Raw genomic sequence first — 20,445 nt, forward strand, 5'->3', positions numbered from 1 at the left:
CTGTGGGTCTGACCCCAGCCTGTACTTCAGGGGGTGTTGTTAACCTGCCTATGCGCCCTTGCGCCGGCGTCCGCGCCACCACAGCAGCAAGGCCAGCAGCGCCAGCACGCCGACGATGATGGCGGCGCGGGCCAGGCCGATCAGGTTCGAGGCAGGACCGCCGTTGCGCAAGGTCGTCACCTGTTCCGCCGTCACCTTGACAGCGGGATTGCCGTACATCTTCTGCACGTAATTGCCGAGGGTGACGATCTGCTCGTCCGACAGGGTCTGGCGGAAGGCGGGCATGACGTGGCTTGCAGCATGACGACCCTCGCCATCCTGGCGCTCCACGCCATCGAGGATCGCCATCACCAGGTTGTTGCTGTTGCTGCGGCCCGTCACCGAGTTGTGGAACAGCGGCGGCAGGCTGCCGTCGAAACTGCCCTCGCCCCTGGCCTGGTGGCAGCTGGCGCACTGCGCATCGTACAGCTGCGCACCCGACATCCGCTTCAGGTTTTGCGGCAGCGGCACGCCACGGATGGTGGCCAGCTCGTCGCCCGCCTGGCCCCATTGCGTGACCGGCTGCGTGTCCGCCCTGTCGCGGATGGCGGGCACGCTCTTGATGTAGTGCGCGATGGCGTTCAGGTCCGCGTCGCTCAGGTGCCGCAAGCTATGGTCGATGGCTTCGGCCATCGGTCCGGCAGCCTGCGCCTTGTTCGCGGCGCGGCCCGTGCGCAGGTAGCCAACCAGTTCCTGCTGGCTCCAGCCGCCGATGCCGCTGTTGACGTCCGAGCTGATGTTCGGCGCAAACCAGGTGCCCAGGTCGGCCCCGCCCAGCTCCTTCGACAGCCGCTCGGCCATCAAGGCGTTGCGCGGCGTGTGGCAGGTGCCGCAGTGGGCCAGCCCTTGCGCCAGGTAGGCGCCGCGGTTCCACTCCATGCTCTTGGCTGGATCGGCGACGAACGGCTTTGTGTCGAGAAAGAGCCCATTCCAGCCCGCCATCGACATCCGGATGTTGAACGGGAACGGCAAGTCCGTCTGCTTCGCCGGCGCCGTGTCCACCGCCGCCACGCCATGCATGAAGTAGGCGTACAGGGCGGCCGTGTCCTCATCCGTCACCCTGGCGTAGGCCGTGTAGGGCATGGCCGGGTACAGGTGCGCGCCGTCGGCCCGCACGCCATGGCGCACGGCGTCGGAAAACTGCGCCAGCGTGTACTTGCCGATGCCGTGCGTGGTCGATGGCGTGATGTTGGTGGCATACACGGCGCCCAGCGGCGTGGCCAGCGCCAGGCCGCCGGCCATCGCTTGGCCGCCCGGCGCGCTGTGGCAGGCGATGCAGTCGCCGGCCGTGGCCAGGTAGCGGCCACGCTCGATCGCCCGCACGTCGGCGCCGGGAACGTCCGCCGCCAGCACGGGCAAGGCCAGGGCCAGCCAGGCGGCGCCGGCCGCCATTCGGACGGCCGCCATCATGCCGTTCCTCCCGCTTGTTCGTCGAGGATGTGCTTGACGCTGCGCAGCGCCACGGCCAGGCCGTTTTCCGTCGAATTGCAGGTGCCGGACGTGGGCAGCACGCCGGTGCCGCACAGGAACAGGTTTTCATGGTCGAAGGTGCGGCCCCACTGGTCGCACACGGCCCTGGCCGGGTCGGAACCCATCGACAGCGTGCCGCAGATGTGCTGGTTGTTGGCGAACACGCCTTCCTTGCTGTGGCGCAGATTGGTGCCGCCCATCAGCCTGGCGATCTGCTCGAAATCCTGCTTCGAGCGCTCGTGGCCCCGTTTCGTGTACTCGTCGATCGCATAATGCGCCTGCGGCCTGGGGATGCCCATGGCATCGCGCTCGCTGCTCAGGGCAATGCGGTTTTCCGGGTTCGGCAGCACTTCCAGCACGTTTTTCAGGCTCATTTCGCGGGCCGAGCGGAAACGCAGCTGCTGCTCGAACGCCTCGCCAAACACGCCCTTGCCGATCAGCTCCCGGGTGGCGCCGTCGACGCGCGAGATGTTCGTGAAATCCAGGCGGTACGGCGCATGCCGGCTGCGGAAGTCGCCGTCGCGCATGGTGTTGATGGAATTGGGGCTTTGCGGGCCCCGGCCCAGCCACAGGTCTTCATCGGCGTCGAAGGTGAGCGAGGTGCTCGGGTGGTCCATCAGGTTGCGGCCCACCATGTCGCTGCTGTTGGCCAGGCCGTTCGGATACTTGTCCGTGGCCGAGACGAGCAGCAAGCGGGGGCTTTCGATGCCGTTCGCGGCCAGAATGAAGGTCTTGGCCGTGACCCGGTGGCTCTTCTTGTCGGCGTCATAATAGAGCGCGGCCGCGATGCGGCCCTGCGCGTCGTGTTCCAGCTGGTAGACGTTGGCGTTGACGACGATCTTGACGCCCGCCTCTTCCGCCTGCAGCGCGGCGATGCCGCCATGGTATTGCGCATCGATGGGACAGATCGGCTGGCAGCTGTTATTGCCGCAGCAGGCCGGGCGGCCATCGTAGCTGACGCTGTTGCGCGCCACCGTATTGCCGACCACCTGGAACGACGGGTCGAGGCGCTCGCGGATGCGGCGCATGGCATACGGTTCCGTCACCGGCGCCATCGGGAACGGCTGCTGGCGCGGCGAACCCGTGTTATCACAGCCCGAGACGCCCATGATTTCTTCCGCTTCCTGGTAGAACGGCTCCAGGTCCGCGTAGCCGATGGGCCAGTCGACGCCCACGCCATACAGGGTATGGATGCGGAAATCGTTCGGCACGTTGCGCCAGGCTTGCGCGGCCCAGTGCCACGACGTGCCGCCGAACTGGCGGATGTATTCGGCAGGGTACGGGTACGGGCCGGCCTGCACCAGGTGGCCGTTGTCCTTCGGCTGGTAGATCGGGTGCGGCGCCGTGGCGACCGACGGATACGGCGACATCCAGTCGCTGCGGCGCGTCGTGTTGCGGAAACGGGCGACGATGTCGCCGCGCGACACGCGCGGTCCCGCTTCCAGGATCAGCACCGAGGCGCCGGCCAGCGCCAGTTTGCGCGCGGCCAGCGAGCCGATGATGCCGGAGCCGATGACGAGGTAATCGGCGCGCAGTGCTTCAGCCATGGTGGCTCCTTAGATTGGTTTTCTGGCCCAGCTGCCGTAGGCGCCGTAGGAATACGTGGGGGGTTTGAGGACGTCGGCCACGACGGCCGCGCTCAAGGCCTGCTCATAGGCGACGCAGACGGCCGCCTCGCCCGTGCCGACGATGCCCAGGTACCAGGCGCTGGCGATCTGGCGCGGCAGGGCCGCCAGCGGCGACTGGGCCGGAGCCAGCGCATCGAGCGCTTCCTGCAGGCCGGCCGCCTGCAAGCCCTGCGCATTGATCAGGGCCAGCAGCGCGCGCACCTTGGCGGGGAAGGCGGCGTCCTGCGCCACCAGCGCCTCGTACAGGCGCCGGGCCAGCACGGGATCGAGCACCTGGCGCCCGACCAGCATGGCCGACACGCCCAAAAAGGCGCCCTGCTCCGCACTGGCCACCGGTTCGGCCAGCGCCCAGGGAATCAGCGCCGCGGCCGATGCCGACAGCAAGCCGGCCAGCACCATGCGGCGGCCGGTCTTCAGGGGGCCGCCGCCCTCCTTGTCGTGTGTCGCGTCCAATTGAAGCTCCCGTGCGTTCAGCAACCGTTCAGAAAGAATGCTTGAGACCGACCATCAGCACCGTCTGGCCGCCGTTCGACGACGGCGTGCCGTTTTGCGAATCGCCGACCGAGGCGACGGCGTCGACGATGGCGCCGTCCTGGCCCAGGGTCCGGCCGCGCGCCAGCTGGCGCGCTTCGATCAGGTAGAGCGCCGTGCGCCTGGACAGCGCGTAATTCTGTTCGAACGACAGCTGGCGGTAGCGCGCGCGGTCGGCGATGCCATTGGCGCGGCTGGCATAAGTGTCGCTATAGCCGGCGCTCAGGAACCACTGCGGCGTCCACTGGTAGCTGGCAATCAGGCCGGCCGTGTTGAAGATGGCCGTGTCGCGGAAGGTGGAATGGCTGCCCGCCTGGTATTGCACATTGCTGGCGTTGGCGCCCACCATCCACTTGCCCATGGTGTAGCGCGCGCTGGCGGCGATGAATTCGATGCTGTCGGCCGAGGCGTAGCCCTGGTTGAGGGCCGAGATGCCGATGCTGGCCGAGGCCTTGTCGCTCCACCCCGCGCCGCTCTGGCCATTTTTCAGTTTCAGGTAGCCGAGCGCGAATTCGGCCGGCGACGCGCTGTACTTGACGGCGGCGCTGACGCTGCTGCCGGCGGCATTGCCGTCGGCCGCTTCGCCGAAGCCGTATTGCGCGCTGGCCTGCAGGCCGCGCCAGGCAGGCATGCTGTAGGTGACGGAATTGCTGATGCGCACGGTCGTATCGAGGCCGTCGATATCGCCCGGGTGGGCACCCGTGGCGCCCGTCAAGACATTGCTCGATGCCAGCGAGCCCACGAGCAGGTAGTACGGCGTGTACTGGCGGCCCGCCGTAACGCTGCCGTAGGCTGTCGATTGCAGGCCCACGTAAGCCTGGCGGTTGAACAGGGCGCTGGCCGAACTTTGCGCGCCCGTATCGCTTTCAAAGCCGTTTTCCAGCAAAAACAAGGCCGTCAAGCCGCCGCCCAGGTCTTCCACACCCTGGAAACCGATCTTGCTGGCGGACAAGCTGCCGCTGCGCATGTAGGTGTTCGACTTGCCGCCCTGGTTGCTGGTATAAGCGGCGGCCGCATCGACGACGCCGTAAATGCCGACATTGCCTTGGGCGCAAACGTTTGCGCCGATGAATGAGCCGGCGGCCAGCGCCATGGCGCGCATGCAAGTATGTTTCATTATTTTTCCTGACTATGCTGATTTATTGTACGGAAAACAAGTTTCCCGGTCGTGCACCCGCCGCGCGGGAAGACCTGGCCCCGCAAGCAGGGAGCCCTTGCCGCGGCCGCCGTGCTGGCGGCTGTCGGCTGTCGGCTGTCGGCTGTCGCGTGGGCAGCCGCCAGCAGCTAGGCGGGGCCCTGCTTTTCTTCTTGATTCGCATCAAGAGAAGCCGATTATACGCTTATTTACTCACATGTAAGTGATCGACTGTAAGGCAGGGTCTTATAGCAAAACCAGGACGCGCGCGGCCGCCAGCCCCGCGCGGTGCGGGCAGCGGCCATGGCAGGGAGGAAACAAGGCGGTGGCGCGCAGCGTCGCGGCCTGCGCCAGGGTGGGCGAAGAAGCGCGTGTCTCAGCGCGGAATGACGGGCGCGACGGGCAAGGTTTCCAGTGCGATGAAGGCCTCCAGGGCAAGGCGCATGTCCTCGAACACCTGCTTGCCATACGCCGCCTCCAGGCTTTCGTACTGCAAATCGATGAGCTTGCCCATCTGCAGCAGCAGGCTGGCGCCCGCCGCCGACAGGTGCACCTTGCGGCGGCGCTGGTCGCCCTCGAACTTGCTGCGGCCAATCAGCCCCGTTTCTTCCATGCGCGCCAGGATGCCGCTCATGCTGGGACTGGAAATCTGGCACAGCTCGCACAGCTCGCGCGGTTCCAGGGTCGGGCTTTCATTGAGCACGCGCATGATGCGCCACTGCTGCTCCGTGACGCCAAACTGGTTGAGTATGGGGCGGAAATGCTGCAGCAGGCTGTCGCGCGCCTTCAGCAGCAATTGCGGCATGTTCGGATAGCGGATCGGTAGCTGCAAGCGTCACTCCCAGTCAAGGTGATAAAAACATGGCAATTATACGGGGCGCCGCTGGCCGCTGGCGGAACCTGTCTTATTTTCCGCCATTTCCAATGCGTGATAATGTGTGACTATGTGCTTGATATATATTTTCCGATTAACTCTCCCGATCCGGCGCATATGTCGCGGCGGCCCTCCCGCCATAAAACAATTGTCGTAAATTTAATATTGTGTTGCGCGATCTTTTATTATTTTCATGAAGAAATAAAATAGGGCTGGAACAGCCTTAAAATCGCTCTCACCCATGCAGAGCGGCGCCACAGGGCGCGGCTGCCGATATTTTTTGACAGCGAATATCATGAAAACTTGCGATCGCCTTATTATCAGCCTATTGCTCAGCTCAATTAACGCCGTTTATGCCCAAGTCCCCCCTGATGCGGGCTCCTTATTGCAGCAACTGGAAAAAGGCCGCGCGCCGGCATTACCGAAAAAATCGCCCCAGGAATTAATGCCGGCACCGCCCGCCATGCAGGATGTGCCCGGCATGTCGCTCACGGTCAAGCATTTCCGCTTCCAGGGCAACACCCTGCTGGGTGACGCCGTGCTGCAACAGGCCGTGGCGCCCTACCTGGACCGGCCTCTCGCCTTCCAGGATTTGCAGAATGCGGCGCTGGCCGTGGCGGCCGCCTACCGCCAGGCCGGCTGGATCGTGCGCGCCTACCTGCCGCGCCAGGAAATCGACGGCGGCATCGTCACCATCCAGATCGTCGAAGCCGTGTTCGGCGGCGCGCATACGCAAGCGGGCAGCGCCCCCACGGTACGCATGCCGCTCGAGCGCATCGTGCCCTACGTCACGCGCGCCCAGCCCATCGGCGCGCCGCTGAACGCCGATGCGCTCGACCGTGCCCTGCTTGTCATCGATGACTTGCCGGGCGTGACGGCGGCCGGCAACCTGGCCGCGGGCCAGCGCGAAGCGGAAACCGACCTGATCCTGAAACTGGGCGACGAACCGCTGCTGACGGGCGACGCCGGCATCGACAACACGGGCAACCGCTCCACGGGCGCGGCGCGCGCCGCACTCAACCTGGCCATCAACAGCCCCCTGCACCTGGGCGACCAGGCGCTCGTCAACCTGATCCACTCGGAAGGCAGCGACTATGCGCGCCTCGCCTATAGCTTGCCGCTGGGCAGCGACGGCTGGCGCGCGGGCCTCAGCGGCTCCCACCTGTCCTACCGGCTCACGGCCGACGAGTTCGCCGCGCTGCACGCCAAGGGCAGTTCCAACACCGTCGGCGTCGATGCCAGCTATCCGCTGCTGCGTTCGCGCCTGCGCAACCTGTATCTGCAACTCAATTACGACGACAAGCGCTTCGACAACGCGGCCAACGGCGTCACCAGCAGCAACTACAAGATCCGCGCCTTCTCGGCCGGACTCACCGGCAACCTGTTCGACAGCCTGGGCGGGGGTGGCGCGAACGCGGCCAGCCTCAGCATCGTGCACGGCAAGCTGGACCTGGACGGCTCGCCGAACCAGCTGGCCGATGCGGCCACTACGCGCGCGGCCGGCAATTTCACCAAGCTGCGCTACTACGCCAGCCGCCAGCAGGCGCTGACGGAAACACTGTCCCTGTATGGCGCCCTGAGCGGCCAGCAGGCGAGCAAGAACCTCGATTCCTCGGAAAAATTCTATTTGGGCGGCAATTACGGCGTGCGCGCCTATCCGGCCAGCGAAGCGGGCGGCAGCGATGGCCAGCTGCTGAACCTGGAAGTGCGCTGGCGCCTGCCGGCCGATGTCGGCCTGACGGGGTTTTATGACTGGGGCCACGTCAAGGTCAACCATGACAACAACATCAACGGCGCCGCCCATGTGAACGGCTACAGCCTGAAGGGCGCGGGCCTGGCCCTCAGCTGGACCAGCAGCTTCCGCCTGAACCTCAAGGCGGCCTGGGCGCGGCGCATCGGCAGCAATCCCAACCCCAGCCTGAACGGCAGCGACCAGGACGGTTCGCTGCGCAAGAACCGCTTCTGGCTGCAAGCGTCGCTGCCCTTCTGAGCCCACCACCCCTTTGCCTGAACCGAAACGGAGATTGTCATCATGAGCGGACATGCCACCATCAATCGCTTCTATCGCCTGATCTGGAGCGAGGCGCAAGGCGCCTGGATCGCCGTCGCGGAAAATACGCGCGGGCGGGGCAAGCGCAGCGGGCGCGGCGCCTTCATGGCCGCCCTGTTCGCCGGCCTGGGCCTGGCGCCAGCCGCCTGGGCCGCGCCGCCCGCGCCGGGCCAGCTGCCGACGGGCGGCCAGGTGACGGGCGGCACGGTCAGCATCGGCCAGGCGGGCGCGCAGATGAACATCCAGCAAGCCAGCCAGCGCGGCGCCATCGACTGGCAGACCTTTAACGTGGGGTCGCAGGCCCAGGTCAGCTTCCAGCAGCCCAACAGCGCAGCCGTGACCCTGAACCGCGTGCAGGACAGCCAGGCCAGCCAGATCTTCGGCCGCATCACGGCCAACGGCCAGGTCTTCCTCAGCAATCCGAATGGCGTGTATTTCAGCCCTACCGCGTCGGTCAGCGTGGGCGGCCTGGTGGCCACCACGCACACGATGAATACGGCGGACTTCATGGCCGGCAGCAGCACCTTCACGCGCAACGGCGCCACGGGCGCGGTCATCAACGACGGCAGCCTGCAGGCGGGACTGGGCGGCTACATCGCCATGCTGGCGCCGCAGGTGCGCAACAACGGCATCGTCATCGCCCAGGCCGGCACCGTGGCCATGGCGGCCGGCGAGCAGATCGCGCTGCAGTTTGCCGACAGCCGCACGCTGGCCGGCGTGCTGGTGTCGCCCTCGGCCATCGCCGCGCTGGTGGAAAACGGCGCGGCCGTGCACGCGCCGGGCGGCCTCATCATCATGTCGGCCCAGGCCGCGAACCAGCTGCAGGGCGGCGTGGTGCGCAATAGCGGCGCGCTGGAGGCGACAGGCCTGGCCGCGCGCGGCGGCAAGATCGTGCTCGACAGTTCCGGCCTGGTCGACAATGGCGGCAGCCTCGACGTTTCGGGCAGCCAGGGCGGCGCCATCGCCATCGCGGGCGACCGCATGCTCAATGCGGGCAGCCTGCGCGCCGATGGCGGCGGCGCCATCGCGAGCACGCTGGCCAACGGCCTGGTGGAAACGGCCAGCGCCACCGTCTCGGCGCAAGGGGGCGGCAGCATCGCCATCGACGGCGGCGCCGGCAAGGTCTACACGTCGGGCCGCTACCAGGCCGACGGCGAGCATGGCGGCAAGGTCGTCATCACGGCCCGCGACGTGGCCCTGATGGGCGCCAGGGTCAGCGCCACGGGCGCATCCGGCGGCGGCACCATCCTCGTCGGCGGCGATTACCAGGGCAGGAATGCGGCCATCCGGAATGCCGTCAATACCACCGTCGGCAAGGGCGTGACCTTGAACGCGGACGCCACCGGCGCGGGCAACGGCGGCAAGGTGGTCGTCTGGTCGGAAGAAAAGACCGTCTTCGGCGGCGACATCGGCGCGCGCGGCGGCGCCTGGGGCGGCGACGGCGGCATCATGGAAGTGTCCGGCAAACAAACCCTGCATTTCGGCGGCACGGCCAACGGCTACGCGCGCTACGGCAAGTCGGGCACCCTGCTGCTGGACCCGAAGGACATCTACATCGACAGCCAGCTGTCGGGCCAGCTGGAATTCGTCGACCCCCACCCCACGGCGGGCGGCAGCTTCGGCAAGACCACCACGGCGCTGACCACGACGGCGGGCACCACCATCACGCGCACCGGCTATGTCGTCATCACGAATCCGGACGACAACCTGGGCGCCACGGGCTCCGGCGCCGCCTACCTGTTCCGCCAGAGCGACCAGGCACTGATCTCTACCCTGTACGGCACGCATGTGGGCGACAAGGTGGGCAGCTATGCCGTCACGGCGCTGGCCAACGGCAATTTCGTCGTCAGCAGCAATCTGTGGAACGCGGGCCGCGGCGCCGTCACCTGGGGCAGCGGCACGACGGGCTGGGGCGCGGGCGCCGTGGCATTATCGTCAAACAACAGCCTGGTGGGCAGCACGGGCACGCACATGAGCAGCCAGGGCTATGCCACTTCCGACAATGTGGGCGGCAGCGCCATCAAGACCTTAGCGAACGGCAACTATTTGGTCGGCACGGGAAGCTGGTCCGATTCGCGCGGCGCGCTCACCTTCGGCAACGGCAGCACGGGCGTGAGCGGCGTGGTGAGCTCGACCAACAGCCTGGTGGGCAGCACGCCGATGACCATCGTGCTCTCCGATGGCTACAAACAGTACAAATTCGGCGATCAGGTGGGCGGCAGCATCAACGTTTTGCCCAACGACAGCTATGTGCTGGTGAACTCAGGCTGGAACAAGGGCGTGGGCGCCGTCACCTTCGGTTCCGGCAGCAGCGCGCTGACGGGCGTGGTGGGCGCGGCCAACAGCCTGGTGGGCGACAGCACGCGCGCCGACGCCTCTGGTCAAGGGAACGGCACGGACAAGGTCGGCAAATACTTCCAGGCGCTCAGCGGTTCCCGCTTCCTCATCTACGGTTCGGACTGGAACAACAATGCCGGCATGCTGGCCACGTTTGATGGCGCCAACGCCGTCACAGGTCTCGTCTCGTCCGCCAACAGCCTCGTCGGCGGCGCCTTCGACTCGCTGTCATCGGGCGGCGTCACCTTACTGGGCAGCAATAACGCCTATGTGATCAGCAGCCCGGCCTGGAACAGCTCGCGCGGCGCCGCCACCTGGGTGGCGTACGCCACCAACGTCAAGGATGTCATCGTCGCCAACGGCCTGACCGGCTCTACCACGGGCGACAGCATCGGCAGCAAGACCATTACCGTACTGGGCAACAACGATTACGTGGTGTCGAGCCCGAACTGGAACGGCACGCGGGGCGCGTCCACCCTCGTCGACGGCACCACGGGCTTGAGCAAGATCAATCAGGATGGCACGGTGGGCGCCGGCAACAGCCTCGTTGGCAGCCAGGTCAATGACCGCGTGGGCGCAGGCGGCATCCTGGCCCTGGTCGGCAACGGCAATTACCTGGCCCTGAGCCCGTACTGGGCCAATGGCGGCAATGCCAGCGCCGGCGCCGTGACGTGGAACAGCGGCAGCAGCCCCACGCTGGGCGCCGTCTCGGCCGCCAACAGCCTGGTTGGCAGCTTCAGCGGCGACCGCATCGGCTCCTACCAGTACAATAGCTATCAATCAAACAACCCCGTACCCGCGCTGCAGGAAGGCACGTCGATTAGCGTGCTGTCGAACGGTAACTACGCCGTGGCCAGCCCCATGTGGAACGGCACGCGCGGCGCCGTCACCTGGAGCAGCGGCGCCACCGGCGCCACGGCCGATGGCGGACACACGATCAACGCCGACAACAGCTTGATCGGCAGCAATGTCAGCGACTTCATCGGCGGCTTCGTCGTGCCGACCGACGTCATCACCAATCCCGTGAACGGCGCCACCAGCCACCAGGACGCCATCGGCAATGGCATCACGGCGCTATCGAACGGCAATTTCGTCACCGTCAGCAACTATTGGCGCAATGGCGCCGCGCTGCGGGCAGGCGCAGTCACCTGGAGCGACGGAGGCGGCGCGCCGGCTGTGGGCGCCGTATCGGCCGCCAACAGCCTGGTCGGCAGCGTCACGGACGACCGCGTCGGCACGGGCAAGAACAATGTCAGTGGCGTGACGGCCCTGCTGGCCGGCTACGACGGCAACGGCAAGCAGCTCTATAGCGGCAACTATGTCGTCTCCAGCATCCTGTGGAACAATGGCGCGCTGGCCGACGCGGGCGCCGTCACCTGGGGCAGCGGTACGGGCCCGCTGACGGGCACGATTTCCGACAGCAACAGCGTGCTGGGCCTGAAGGCGAACGACAGCAAGGACTGGACCGTCGCGCCGCTGGCCGTGGCCGGCAGTTATCTGATCCAGAACCAGTACTGGGACAATGGCGCCGCCACGGGCGCCGGCGCGCTGACGTGGATCGACGGCAGCACGGGCCGCCTGTCCGACTATGCGGCGCGGGGCAGCCGCAACATCGTTTCCGCCGCGAACAGCCTCGTGGGCACCCAGGCGAACGACAATATCGGCTCCTATGTCGACTATCTGTACAACTACGATGCCGTCAACAATGTCAACCGCTATACGGGCAATTATGTTGCCCTGAGCACCAACTGGGCCAACGGCGCCAACGCCTCGGCCGGGGCCGTCACCTGGGGCAGCGGCGTGGCCGGTGTCAGCGGCGTGGTCGGCCGGGACAACAGCATCGTGGGCGAAAAGGCCGGCGATTACCTGGGTTCCTACTACGCAGCACTGATCAACGGCCACTATGTGGTGTCCAACCCCAACCGCGACATCAACGGCATCGTCAACGCCGGCGCCGTCAGCTGGGTCGATGGCAACACGGGCAGGCTGAACGACTATGCGGCGCAGGGTAACCAGAACATCATGTCGGCCGCCAACGCCATGGTCGGCAGCCACGTCAACGATTACCTGGGCACCAGCATCCAGCTGGCCACGTACTACGGCACCACGGCCGATTATGCGAATGCCGGCTATTTCATCATCTCGCCGGACTGGAACTGCGGCGCCGGCGCCGTCAATTTCATCAGCAACGCGGCCGCCCCGCTGAGCGGCACGACGGGCCCCGCCAATGCCGGGGTCGGCAATCCGAACGGCCGCTTCTGGGGCGGACTCGGCTATTCACCGAACATGTCGCTGGCCAGCAATGGCGCCGCCTTCGTCACCTTCGCGGGCGACAACGGCCACGTGATCCTCGTCTCGTCCGCCATGCCGGCCGCCAATCCCATGTGGCTGCCGGGCGCCACCGGCTATGGCGACGCCGAAGGCGCGACGCAGGCCATGACGCCCGATTACATCGCCGGCGTCTTGCGCACCGGTACCAGCGTGACCCTGCAGGCAAATAATGATATTTTCGTCAAGAGCGGCATCGACGCGAGCGGCGGCGTGGCCGGCGGCGCGCTGACCATGCAGGCCGGACGCAGCATCGCCGTGCTGGGCGACATCATCACGGGCAACCGCGACCTGAACCTGATCGCCAACGACAGCCTGGCCAACGGCGTCAAGGATGCCTACCGCGACGCGGGCATCGCCACCATCAGCATGGGCAGCAATGCCCAGGGCACGGCCGCCGTGATCGACGCGGGCACGGGCCATGTCTCGATGCTGATGGCCGACGGCAGCGACAAGAGCAACGCCATGGCCGGTTCGATCAGCGTCAACAGCATCACGGCCGCCAGCATCAAGCTGGTCAATCAGGGCAACGGCGCCGGCACGGTGGCCGACCTGCCCGACATGAACGCCAACTGCTGCGGCTTTGACGTGGGCTACCGCGGCGTCGGCGCCGACGTGACCTTGAACGCGGGCGCCGTCCTGAACGCCAGCGGCGCCGGCACGGCCGTGACCCTGGCGGCGAAAGGCAATTTCAACAATAATTCAGGCAATGGCGCGGCCAGCATCGCCCTGTCCGACCCGGGCGCACGCTGGCTCGTGTACGCGAGCGCCCCTGGCGCCAGCACGTTCGGCAACCTCGACAGCAACAATACGGCCGTCTGGAACAGCAGCTACACGGGCAGCGATGCCACGCAGACGGGCAATCGCTACCTGTTCGCCTACCAGCCCACCATCACCGTCAATACGCAAGACGTCAGCAAGACCTATGGCGACGACCTCGCTACCGGCACGGCGCTGGTGGACCAGGTCATCAGCCTGTCCGGCGCACAAGGCGCCGTGGCGGGCGCGTATCTCGGCGACACGATTTCCACCGCCGTGTCCGGCGCCATCACGGCCGCGTCCGCCGGCGCGGCCGCCAACGCCGGCGTGGCAGGCGGCCCCTACGCCATCACCGTCGACCTGTCTGGCGTGACCGGCAACAACGGCTATGCCGTGATGCTGGGCAGCAATACGCCGCGTACCCTGACGGTGCAAAAGAAAACGCTGACGGCCTCGCTCAATCCCGTCAGCAAGACCTACGACGGCGGCAGCCTGATGGCCCTGTCGACCGGCGACTATGTATTGAGCGGCCTGGTGGGCAGCGAATCGTTCGGCATCAATTCGTCCTTCGGCCTGTACGGCGGCGTCAACGTGGGCAGCTATGCCGTCACCGCGAATTTATCGGCAGGCAACTTCACGGCAGGCGCGGGCACCCTGGCCAGCAACTACAACCTGCCCATCTCGGCCAGCGGCACGGGCGTCATCACGCCGAAGGCACTGACGGCCGTGGTGATCGGCACGCCGACCAAGACCTACGATGGCAACGCCAATGCCACCCTATCCGCCGGCAACTACCAGCTGCTGGGCTTTGCCGGCGGACAGTCGGCCACCGTCGGCCAGGTGGCCGGCCTGTACAATTCCGGCGACGTGGCCGGCGCCAGCAGCGTCAGCGCCCTGCTCTCGGCCGGCGACTTCACGGCCGGCAGCGGCACCTCGTTCAGCAACTACATCCTGCCGACGAGCGCCAGCGGCGCGGCCGCCATCACGCCGAAGGCCCTGACGGCCAGCCTGACAGGCAGCATCGTCAAGACCTACGACGGCACGACCGCAGCGTTGCTGGGCAGCGCCAACTACAACCTGGCCGGTTTCATCGGCAGCCAGTCCGCCAGCGTCACGCAAACGGCAGGCAGCTACAATTCCGCCAACGTGGTCAACGCGAACAGCGTGACGGCCAGCCTGTCGGCCGGCGACTTCACGGCCGGTTCCGGCACGACCTTGTCGAACTACGTGCTGCCTGCCTCGGCCGGCGGAGCCGCCAGCATCACGGCCAAGGCCTTGACGGCCAGCCTCGCGGGCAGGATAGGTCGCGCCTACGATGGCACGACCACGGCCAGCCTGGCAAGCACCAACTACACGCTCGATGGCCTGGTTTCGGGCGAATCGTTCAGCGTGACCAAGGCCAGCGGCACCTTCGACAGCCGCAACGCGGGCAGCCGCACGGTCAGCACGACGCTGTCGTCCGAGGACTTCACGGCCGGCATGGGCACCTCGTATGCCAACTACCTGCTGCCCACCAGCGCCACGGGCACGGGCACCATCACGCCGAAGGCCATCGTGCTCACCGCCCCGTCCATCAGCAAGGTCTACGACGGCAGCCTTGCCTATACGACCGGCAGCGGCGACCTGTCCGCCCTGTCGGCCGCCCTGGTGGCCGGCGACACGGTGACGCATGCCGCGTTCAGCTATGCCGACAAGAACGCCGGCAACGGCAACAAGGTGGTCCAATTCAACAGCGCCACGCTCAGCGACGGCAATGGCGGCAGCAATTACAGCGTCAGCCTGGCCGGCAACGCCAGCAGCACGATCACGCCGCGCATCCTGACCGTGCAGGCGACGGGCATCGGCCGCGTGTACGACGCCACCACCACGGCCAGCGTCACCCTGGGCGACGACCGCGTGGCCGGCGACCTGCTGGACGTCAGCAACACCGCGGCCAGCTTCGCCAACAAGAACGCGGGCGTGAACAAAACCGTCACGGTGACCGGCATCGCCGCCGGCGGCGCCGATGCGGGCAACTACGTGCTGGAAAACACCAGCGCGCTGACCACGGCCACGATCACGCCCGCCTTGCTGCAGGTGACGGGCGTGACGGCGCAGGGCCGCAGCTACGACACGACGCGCAACGCCCTGATCACGGGCGCGCCCACCGTGCAGGCGCTCGGCAGCGATGTCGTCACCGTCACGGGCACGGCAACGGGCCTGTTCGCCGACAAGAACGCGGGCGTCAACAAGGCCGTCAGCGTCAGCGGCTACACGACCGAAGACGGCAATTACCTGCTGCTGCAGCCGACGGGCCTGACGGCCACCATCACGCCGGCCGTGCTGGAACTGCTCGGCCTGAACTCGGGCGTGAGCAAGACCTATGACGGCACGACGGGCATCACGCTGGCCGGTTCCCCCATCGTCTTTGGCCTGGGCAGCGACAGCGTCGCCGTGCTCGGCACGGGCACGGGCCAGTTCGCCAACAAGAACGCCGGCACGGGCAAGGCCATCACGGTGAGCGGCTTCACCTCCAGCGACAGCAACTACACGATAGGCCAGGCGCCAGAACTGACGGGCAGCATCACGCCCGCCCAGCTGACCCTCGACCCCGTGACGGCCGTCACGCGCGCCTACAACGGCGGCACCAATGCGCAAATCGCCCTCGGCAGCTACACCCTGCATGGCCTGGTGGCCGGCGAATCGTTCAGCGTGACCAAGGCTGCCGGCACCTTCGACAGCCGCCATGCGGGCAGCCGCACGGTCAGCACGACGCTGTCGTCCGAGGACTTCACGGCCGGCATGGGTACCTCGTATGCCAACTACCTGCTGCCCACCGGCGCCACCGGCACCGGCACCATCACGCCGAAGGCCATCGTGCTCACCGCGCCGTCCATCAGCAAGGTCTACGACGGCAGCCTCGCCTATACCACCGGCAGCGGCGACCTGTCCGCCCTGTCGGCCGCCCTGGTGGCCGGCGACACGGTGACGCATGCCGCGTTCAGCTATGCCGACAAGAACGCCGGCAACGGCAACAAGGTGGTCCAATTCAACAGCGCCACGCTCAGCGACGGCAATGGCGGCGGCAACTACAGCGTCAGCCTGGCCGGCAACGCCAGCAGCACGATCACGCCGCGCATCCTGACCGTGCAGGCGACGGGCATCGGCCGCGTGTACGACGCCACCACCACGGCCAGCGTTACCCTGGGTGACGACCGCGTGGCCGGCGACCTGCTGGACGTCAGCAACACCGCGGCCAGCTTCGCCAACAAGAACGCGGGCGTCAATAAAACCGTCACGGTGACCGGCATCGCCGCCGGCGGCGCCGATGCGGGCAACTACGTGCTGGAAAACACCAGCGCGCTGACCACGGCCACGATCACGCCCGCCTTGCTGCAGGTGACGGGCGTCACGGCGCAGAACCGCAGCTACGACACGACGCGCAATGCCCTGATCACGGGCGCGCCCACCGTGCAGGCGCTCGGCAGCGATGTCGTCACCGTCACGGGCACGGCAACGGGCCTGTTCGCCGACAAGAACGCGGGCGTCAACAAGGCCGTCAGCGTCAGCGGCTACACGACCGAAGACGGCAACTACCTGCTGCTGCAGCCGACGGGCCTGACGGCCACCATCACGCCGGCCGTGCTGGAACTGTTCGGCCTGAACTCGGGCGTGAGCAAGACCTATGACGGCACGACGGGCATCACGCTGGCCGGTTCCCCCATCGTCTTTGGCCTGGGCAGCGACAGCGTCGCCGTGCTCGGCACGGGCACGGGCCAGTTCGCCAACAAGAACGCCGGCACGGGCAAGGCCATCACGGTGAGCGGCTTCACCTCCAGCGACAGCAACTACACGATAGGCCAGGCGCCAGAACTGACGGGCAGCATCACGCCCGCCCAGCTGACCCTCGACCCCGTGACGGCCGTCACGCGCGCCTACAACGGCGGCACCAATGCGCAAATCGCCCTCGGCAGCTACACCCTGCATGGCCTGGTGGCCGGCGAATCGTTCAGCGTGACCAAGGCTGCCGGCACCTTCGACAGCCGCCATGCGGGCAGCCGCACGGTCAGCACGACGCTGTCGTCCGAGGACTTCACGGCCGGCATGGGTACCTCGTATGCCAACTACCTGCTGCCCACCGGCGCCACCGGCACCGGCACCATCACGCCGAAGGCCATCGTGCTCACCGCGCCGTCCATCAGCAAGGTCTACGACGGCAGCCTCGCCTATACCACCGGCAGCGGCGACCTGTCCGCCCTGTCGGCCGCCCTGGTGGCCGGCGACACGGTGACGCATGCCGCGTTCAGCTATGCCGACAAGAACGCCGGCAACGGCAACAAGGTGGTCCAATTCAACAGCGCCACGCTCAGCGACGGCAATGGCGGCGGCAACTACAGCGTCAGCCTGGCCGGCAACGCCAGCAGCACGATCACGCCGCGCATCCTGACCGTGCAGGCGACGGGCATCGGCCGCGTGTACGACGCCACCACCACGGCCAGCGTTACCCTGGGTGACGACCGCGTGGCCGGCGACCTGCTGGACGTCAGCAACACCGCGGCCAGCTTCGCCAACAAGAACGCGGGCGTCAATAAAACCGTCACGGTGACCGGCATCGCCGCCGGCGGCGCCGATGCCGGCAACTACGTGCTGGAAAACACCAGCGCGCTGACGACGGCCACGATCACGCCCGCCTTCCTGCAGGTGACGGGTGTGACGGCGCAGGGCCGCAGCTACGACACGACGCGCAACGCCCTGATCACGGGCGCGCCCACCGTGCAGGCGCTCGGCAGCGACGTCGTCACCGTCACGGGCACGGCAACGGGCCTGTTCGCCGACAAGAACGCGGGCGTCAACAAGGCCGTCAGCGTCAGCGGCTACACGACCGAAGACGGCAACTACCTGCTGCTGCAGCCGACGGGCCTGACGGCCACCATCACGCCGGCCGTGCTGGAACTGTTCGGCCTGAACTCGGGCGTGAGCAAGACCTATGACGGCACGACGGGCATCACGCTGGCCGGTTCCCCCATCGTCTTTGGCCTGGGCAGCGACAGCGTCGCCGTGCTCGGCACGGGCACGGGCCAGTTCGCCAACAAGAACGCCGGCACGGGCAAGGCCATCACGGTGAGCGGCTTCACCTCCAGCGACAGCAACTACACGATAGGCCAGGCGCCAGAACTGACGGGCAGCATCACTCCCGCCCAGCTGACCCTCGACCCCGTGACGGCCGTCACGCGCGCCTACAACGGCGGCACCAATGCGCAAATCGCCCTCGGCAGCTACACCCTGCATGGCCTGGTGGCCGGCGAATCGTTCAGCGTGACCAAGGCTGCCGGCACCTTCGACAGCCGCCATGCGGGCAGCCGCACGGTCAGCACGACGCTGTCGTCCGAGGATTTCACGGCCGGCATGGGCACCTCGTATGCCAACTACCTGCTGCCCACCGGCGCCACCGGCACCGGCACCATCACGCCGAAGGCCATCGTGCTCACCGCGCCGTCCATCAGCAAGGTCTACGACGGCACTCTGGCCTATACGACCGGCAGCGGCGACCTGTCCGCCCTGTCGGCCGCCCTGGTGGCCGGCGACACGGTGACGCATGCCGCGTTCAGCTATGCCGACAAGAACGCCGGCAATGGCAACAAGGCGGTCCAATTCAACAGCGCCACGCTCAGCGACGGCAATGGCGGCGGCAACTACAGCGTCAGCCTGGCCGGCAACGCCAGCAGCTCGATCACGCCGCGCATCCTCACCGTGCAGGCGACGGGCATCGGCCGCGTGTACGACGCCACCACCACGGCCAGCGTCACCCTGGGCGACGACCGCGTGGCCGGCGACCTGCTGGACGTCAGCAACACCGCGGCCAGCTTCGCCAACAAGAATGCGGGCGTCAATAAAACCGTCACGGTGACCGGCATCGCCGCCGGCGGCGCCGATGCCGGCAACTACGTGCTGGAAAACACCAGCGCGCTGACGACGGCCACGATCACGCCCGCCTTCCTGCAGGTGACGGGTGTGACGGCGCAGGGCCGCAGCTACGACACGACGCGCAACGCCCTGATCACGGGCGCGCCCACCGTGCAGGCGCTCGGCAGCGACGTCGTCACCGTCACGGGCACGGCAACGGGCCTGTTCGCCGACAAGAACGCGGGCGTCAACAAGGCCGTCAGCGTCAGCGGCTACACGACCGAAGACGGCAACTACCTGCTGCTGCAGCCGACGGGCCTGACGGCCACCATCACGCCGGCCGTGCTGCAGGTGAGCGGCTTGAGCCTGGCGGCGGCGAAGACCTACGACGGCACGCGCGGCGTGGCGTTGTCCGGCACGCCGGTGGTGTCGGGCTTCGAGGGCGAAACCGTCACCGTGGGCGGCAACGGCGGGGGCCAGTTCGCCGACAAGAATGTGGGCAAGGGCAAGGTGATCACGCTGACCGGCTATACCTCCAGCGACAGCAACTACGCGATAGGCCAGGAGCCGGGCCTCGTTGGCGACATCACGCCCGCGCTGGTCACGGTGACCGGTGTGCATGCCAACAACAAGACCTTCGACGGCAATGCCCTGGCCAGCCTGGGAGGCACGGCGGTGATCAACGTCATCGGCGACGACGAAGTGGCGGTGACCGGTACGCCTGGCGCCAGCTTTGCCGACGCCACGGCCGGCAAGGCCAAGCCGGTCACCGTCAACGGTTATGCGCTGGCGGGCGCCGATGCGGGCAACTATGCACTGAGCCAGCCGCAGGGCCTCAGCGCGGACATCCTCGATGCCGCCATCCAGGTGCCGCCGCCCATCGTCGCGCCGGTGCCGCCGCTACCGCCCCTGCCGTTGGCGCAGCAGCGCGTGGCACCCGGTTTGAGCATGCCGCCGCTGGGCGAGATACCCGCCTCGGACGCCGGCTTGAGCAGCACGCCGCCGGCCCTCCCCGCCCTGGCAGCCGCCACGGCGCTCAAAGTGACCAGCACGCCCGGCATCAGCGTGTCGCTGGTACGGCCCGCGTCGCTGCAGCAGAATGGCGCGATCGCCGTCTCGATACCGAAGGAAATCGCCAATGCGGGCAAGGGCTTCGGCTTCCCGCTGCCGGCGCAGATCGTCGAAACGGCTGCCGTCAACCGCGTGCCGGTGCAGGCGACCCTGGCCGACGGCACGCCGCTGCCGGCCTGGATCAGCTATAACGCCGACAGCAAGACGTTCGCCGTCACGCGCCTGCCGGACGGCGCGCTGCCGCTGCAAATCCTGCTGGTCATCGGCAGCCAGCGCGCGACGATGGTGATGGCGGAAGGCCAGTAAGCGGCGGGCAGCAGGGGCGCAGCGCGCCCCTGCA

7 protein-coding genes are annotated in these 20,445 nt (G+C 67.3%); 2 read left to right on the plus strand and 5 right to left on the minus strand.

Going from position 1 to position 20,445, the window contains the following annotated elements:
• Positions 1-48: 48 nt before the first annotated feature.
• From AC3RCJ_RS16995 to hpaR, 5 genes are all read right to left on the minus strand, one after another.
• Positions 49-1,449, minus strand: coding sequence for a c-type cytochrome (locus AC3RCJ_RS16995; RefSeq protein ID WP_492964227.1), 1,401 nt, complete (start codon positions 1,447-1,449; stop codon positions 49-51).
• A complete protein-coding gene (locus tag AC3RCJ_RS17000; RefSeq protein ID WP_492964226.1) occupies positions 1,446-3,056 on the minus strand; it encodes a GMC family oxidoreductase in 1,611 nt (536 codons plus the stop codon). Before AC3RCJ_RS17000 ends, AC3RCJ_RS16995 begins: the two co-directional genes overlap by 4 nt.
• Positions 3,057-3,065: 9 nt before the next feature.
• Positions 3,066-3,590, minus strand: a complete 525-nt coding sequence (locus AC3RCJ_RS17005; protein WP_492964225.1) for a sugar dehydrogenase complex small subunit — start codon at positions 3,588-3,590, stop codon at positions 3,066-3,068.
• Positions 3,591-3,618: 28 nt separating this feature from the next.
• On the minus strand, positions 3,619-4,785 hold the full coding sequence (locus tag AC3RCJ_RS17010; protein ID WP_492964224.1) for a porin: 1,167 nt from the start codon (positions 4,783-4,785) through the stop codon (positions 3,619-3,621).
• Positions 4,786-5,179: 394 nt separating this feature from the next.
• Entirely contained in the window at positions 5,180-5,635 is a 456-nt protein-coding gene (gene hpaR / locus AC3RCJ_RS17015) for a homoprotocatechuate degradation operon regulator HpaR (RefSeq protein WP_492964223.1), read from the minus strand.
• Between the two features lie 487 nt (positions 5,636-6,122).
• On the opposite strand from hpaR, the gene AC3RCJ_RS17020 reads away from it, so the two are divergent.
• On the plus strand, positions 6,123-7,667 hold the full coding sequence (locus AC3RCJ_RS17020; protein ID WP_492964222.1) for a ShlB/FhaC/HecB family hemolysin secretion/activation protein: 1,545 nt from the start codon (positions 6,123-6,125) through the stop codon (positions 7,665-7,667).
• Between the two features lie 42 nt (positions 7,668-7,709).
• Positions 7,710-20,411, plus strand: coding sequence for a YDG domain-containing protein (locus AC3RCJ_RS17025; protein WP_492964657.1), 12,702 nt, complete (start codon positions 7,710-7,712; stop codon positions 20,409-20,411).
• The last annotated feature ends 34 nt before the right edge of the window (positions 20,412-20,445 follow it).

It is taken from the genome of Janthinobacterium sp. GW822-FHT07H11 (genome assembly GCF_058798615.1).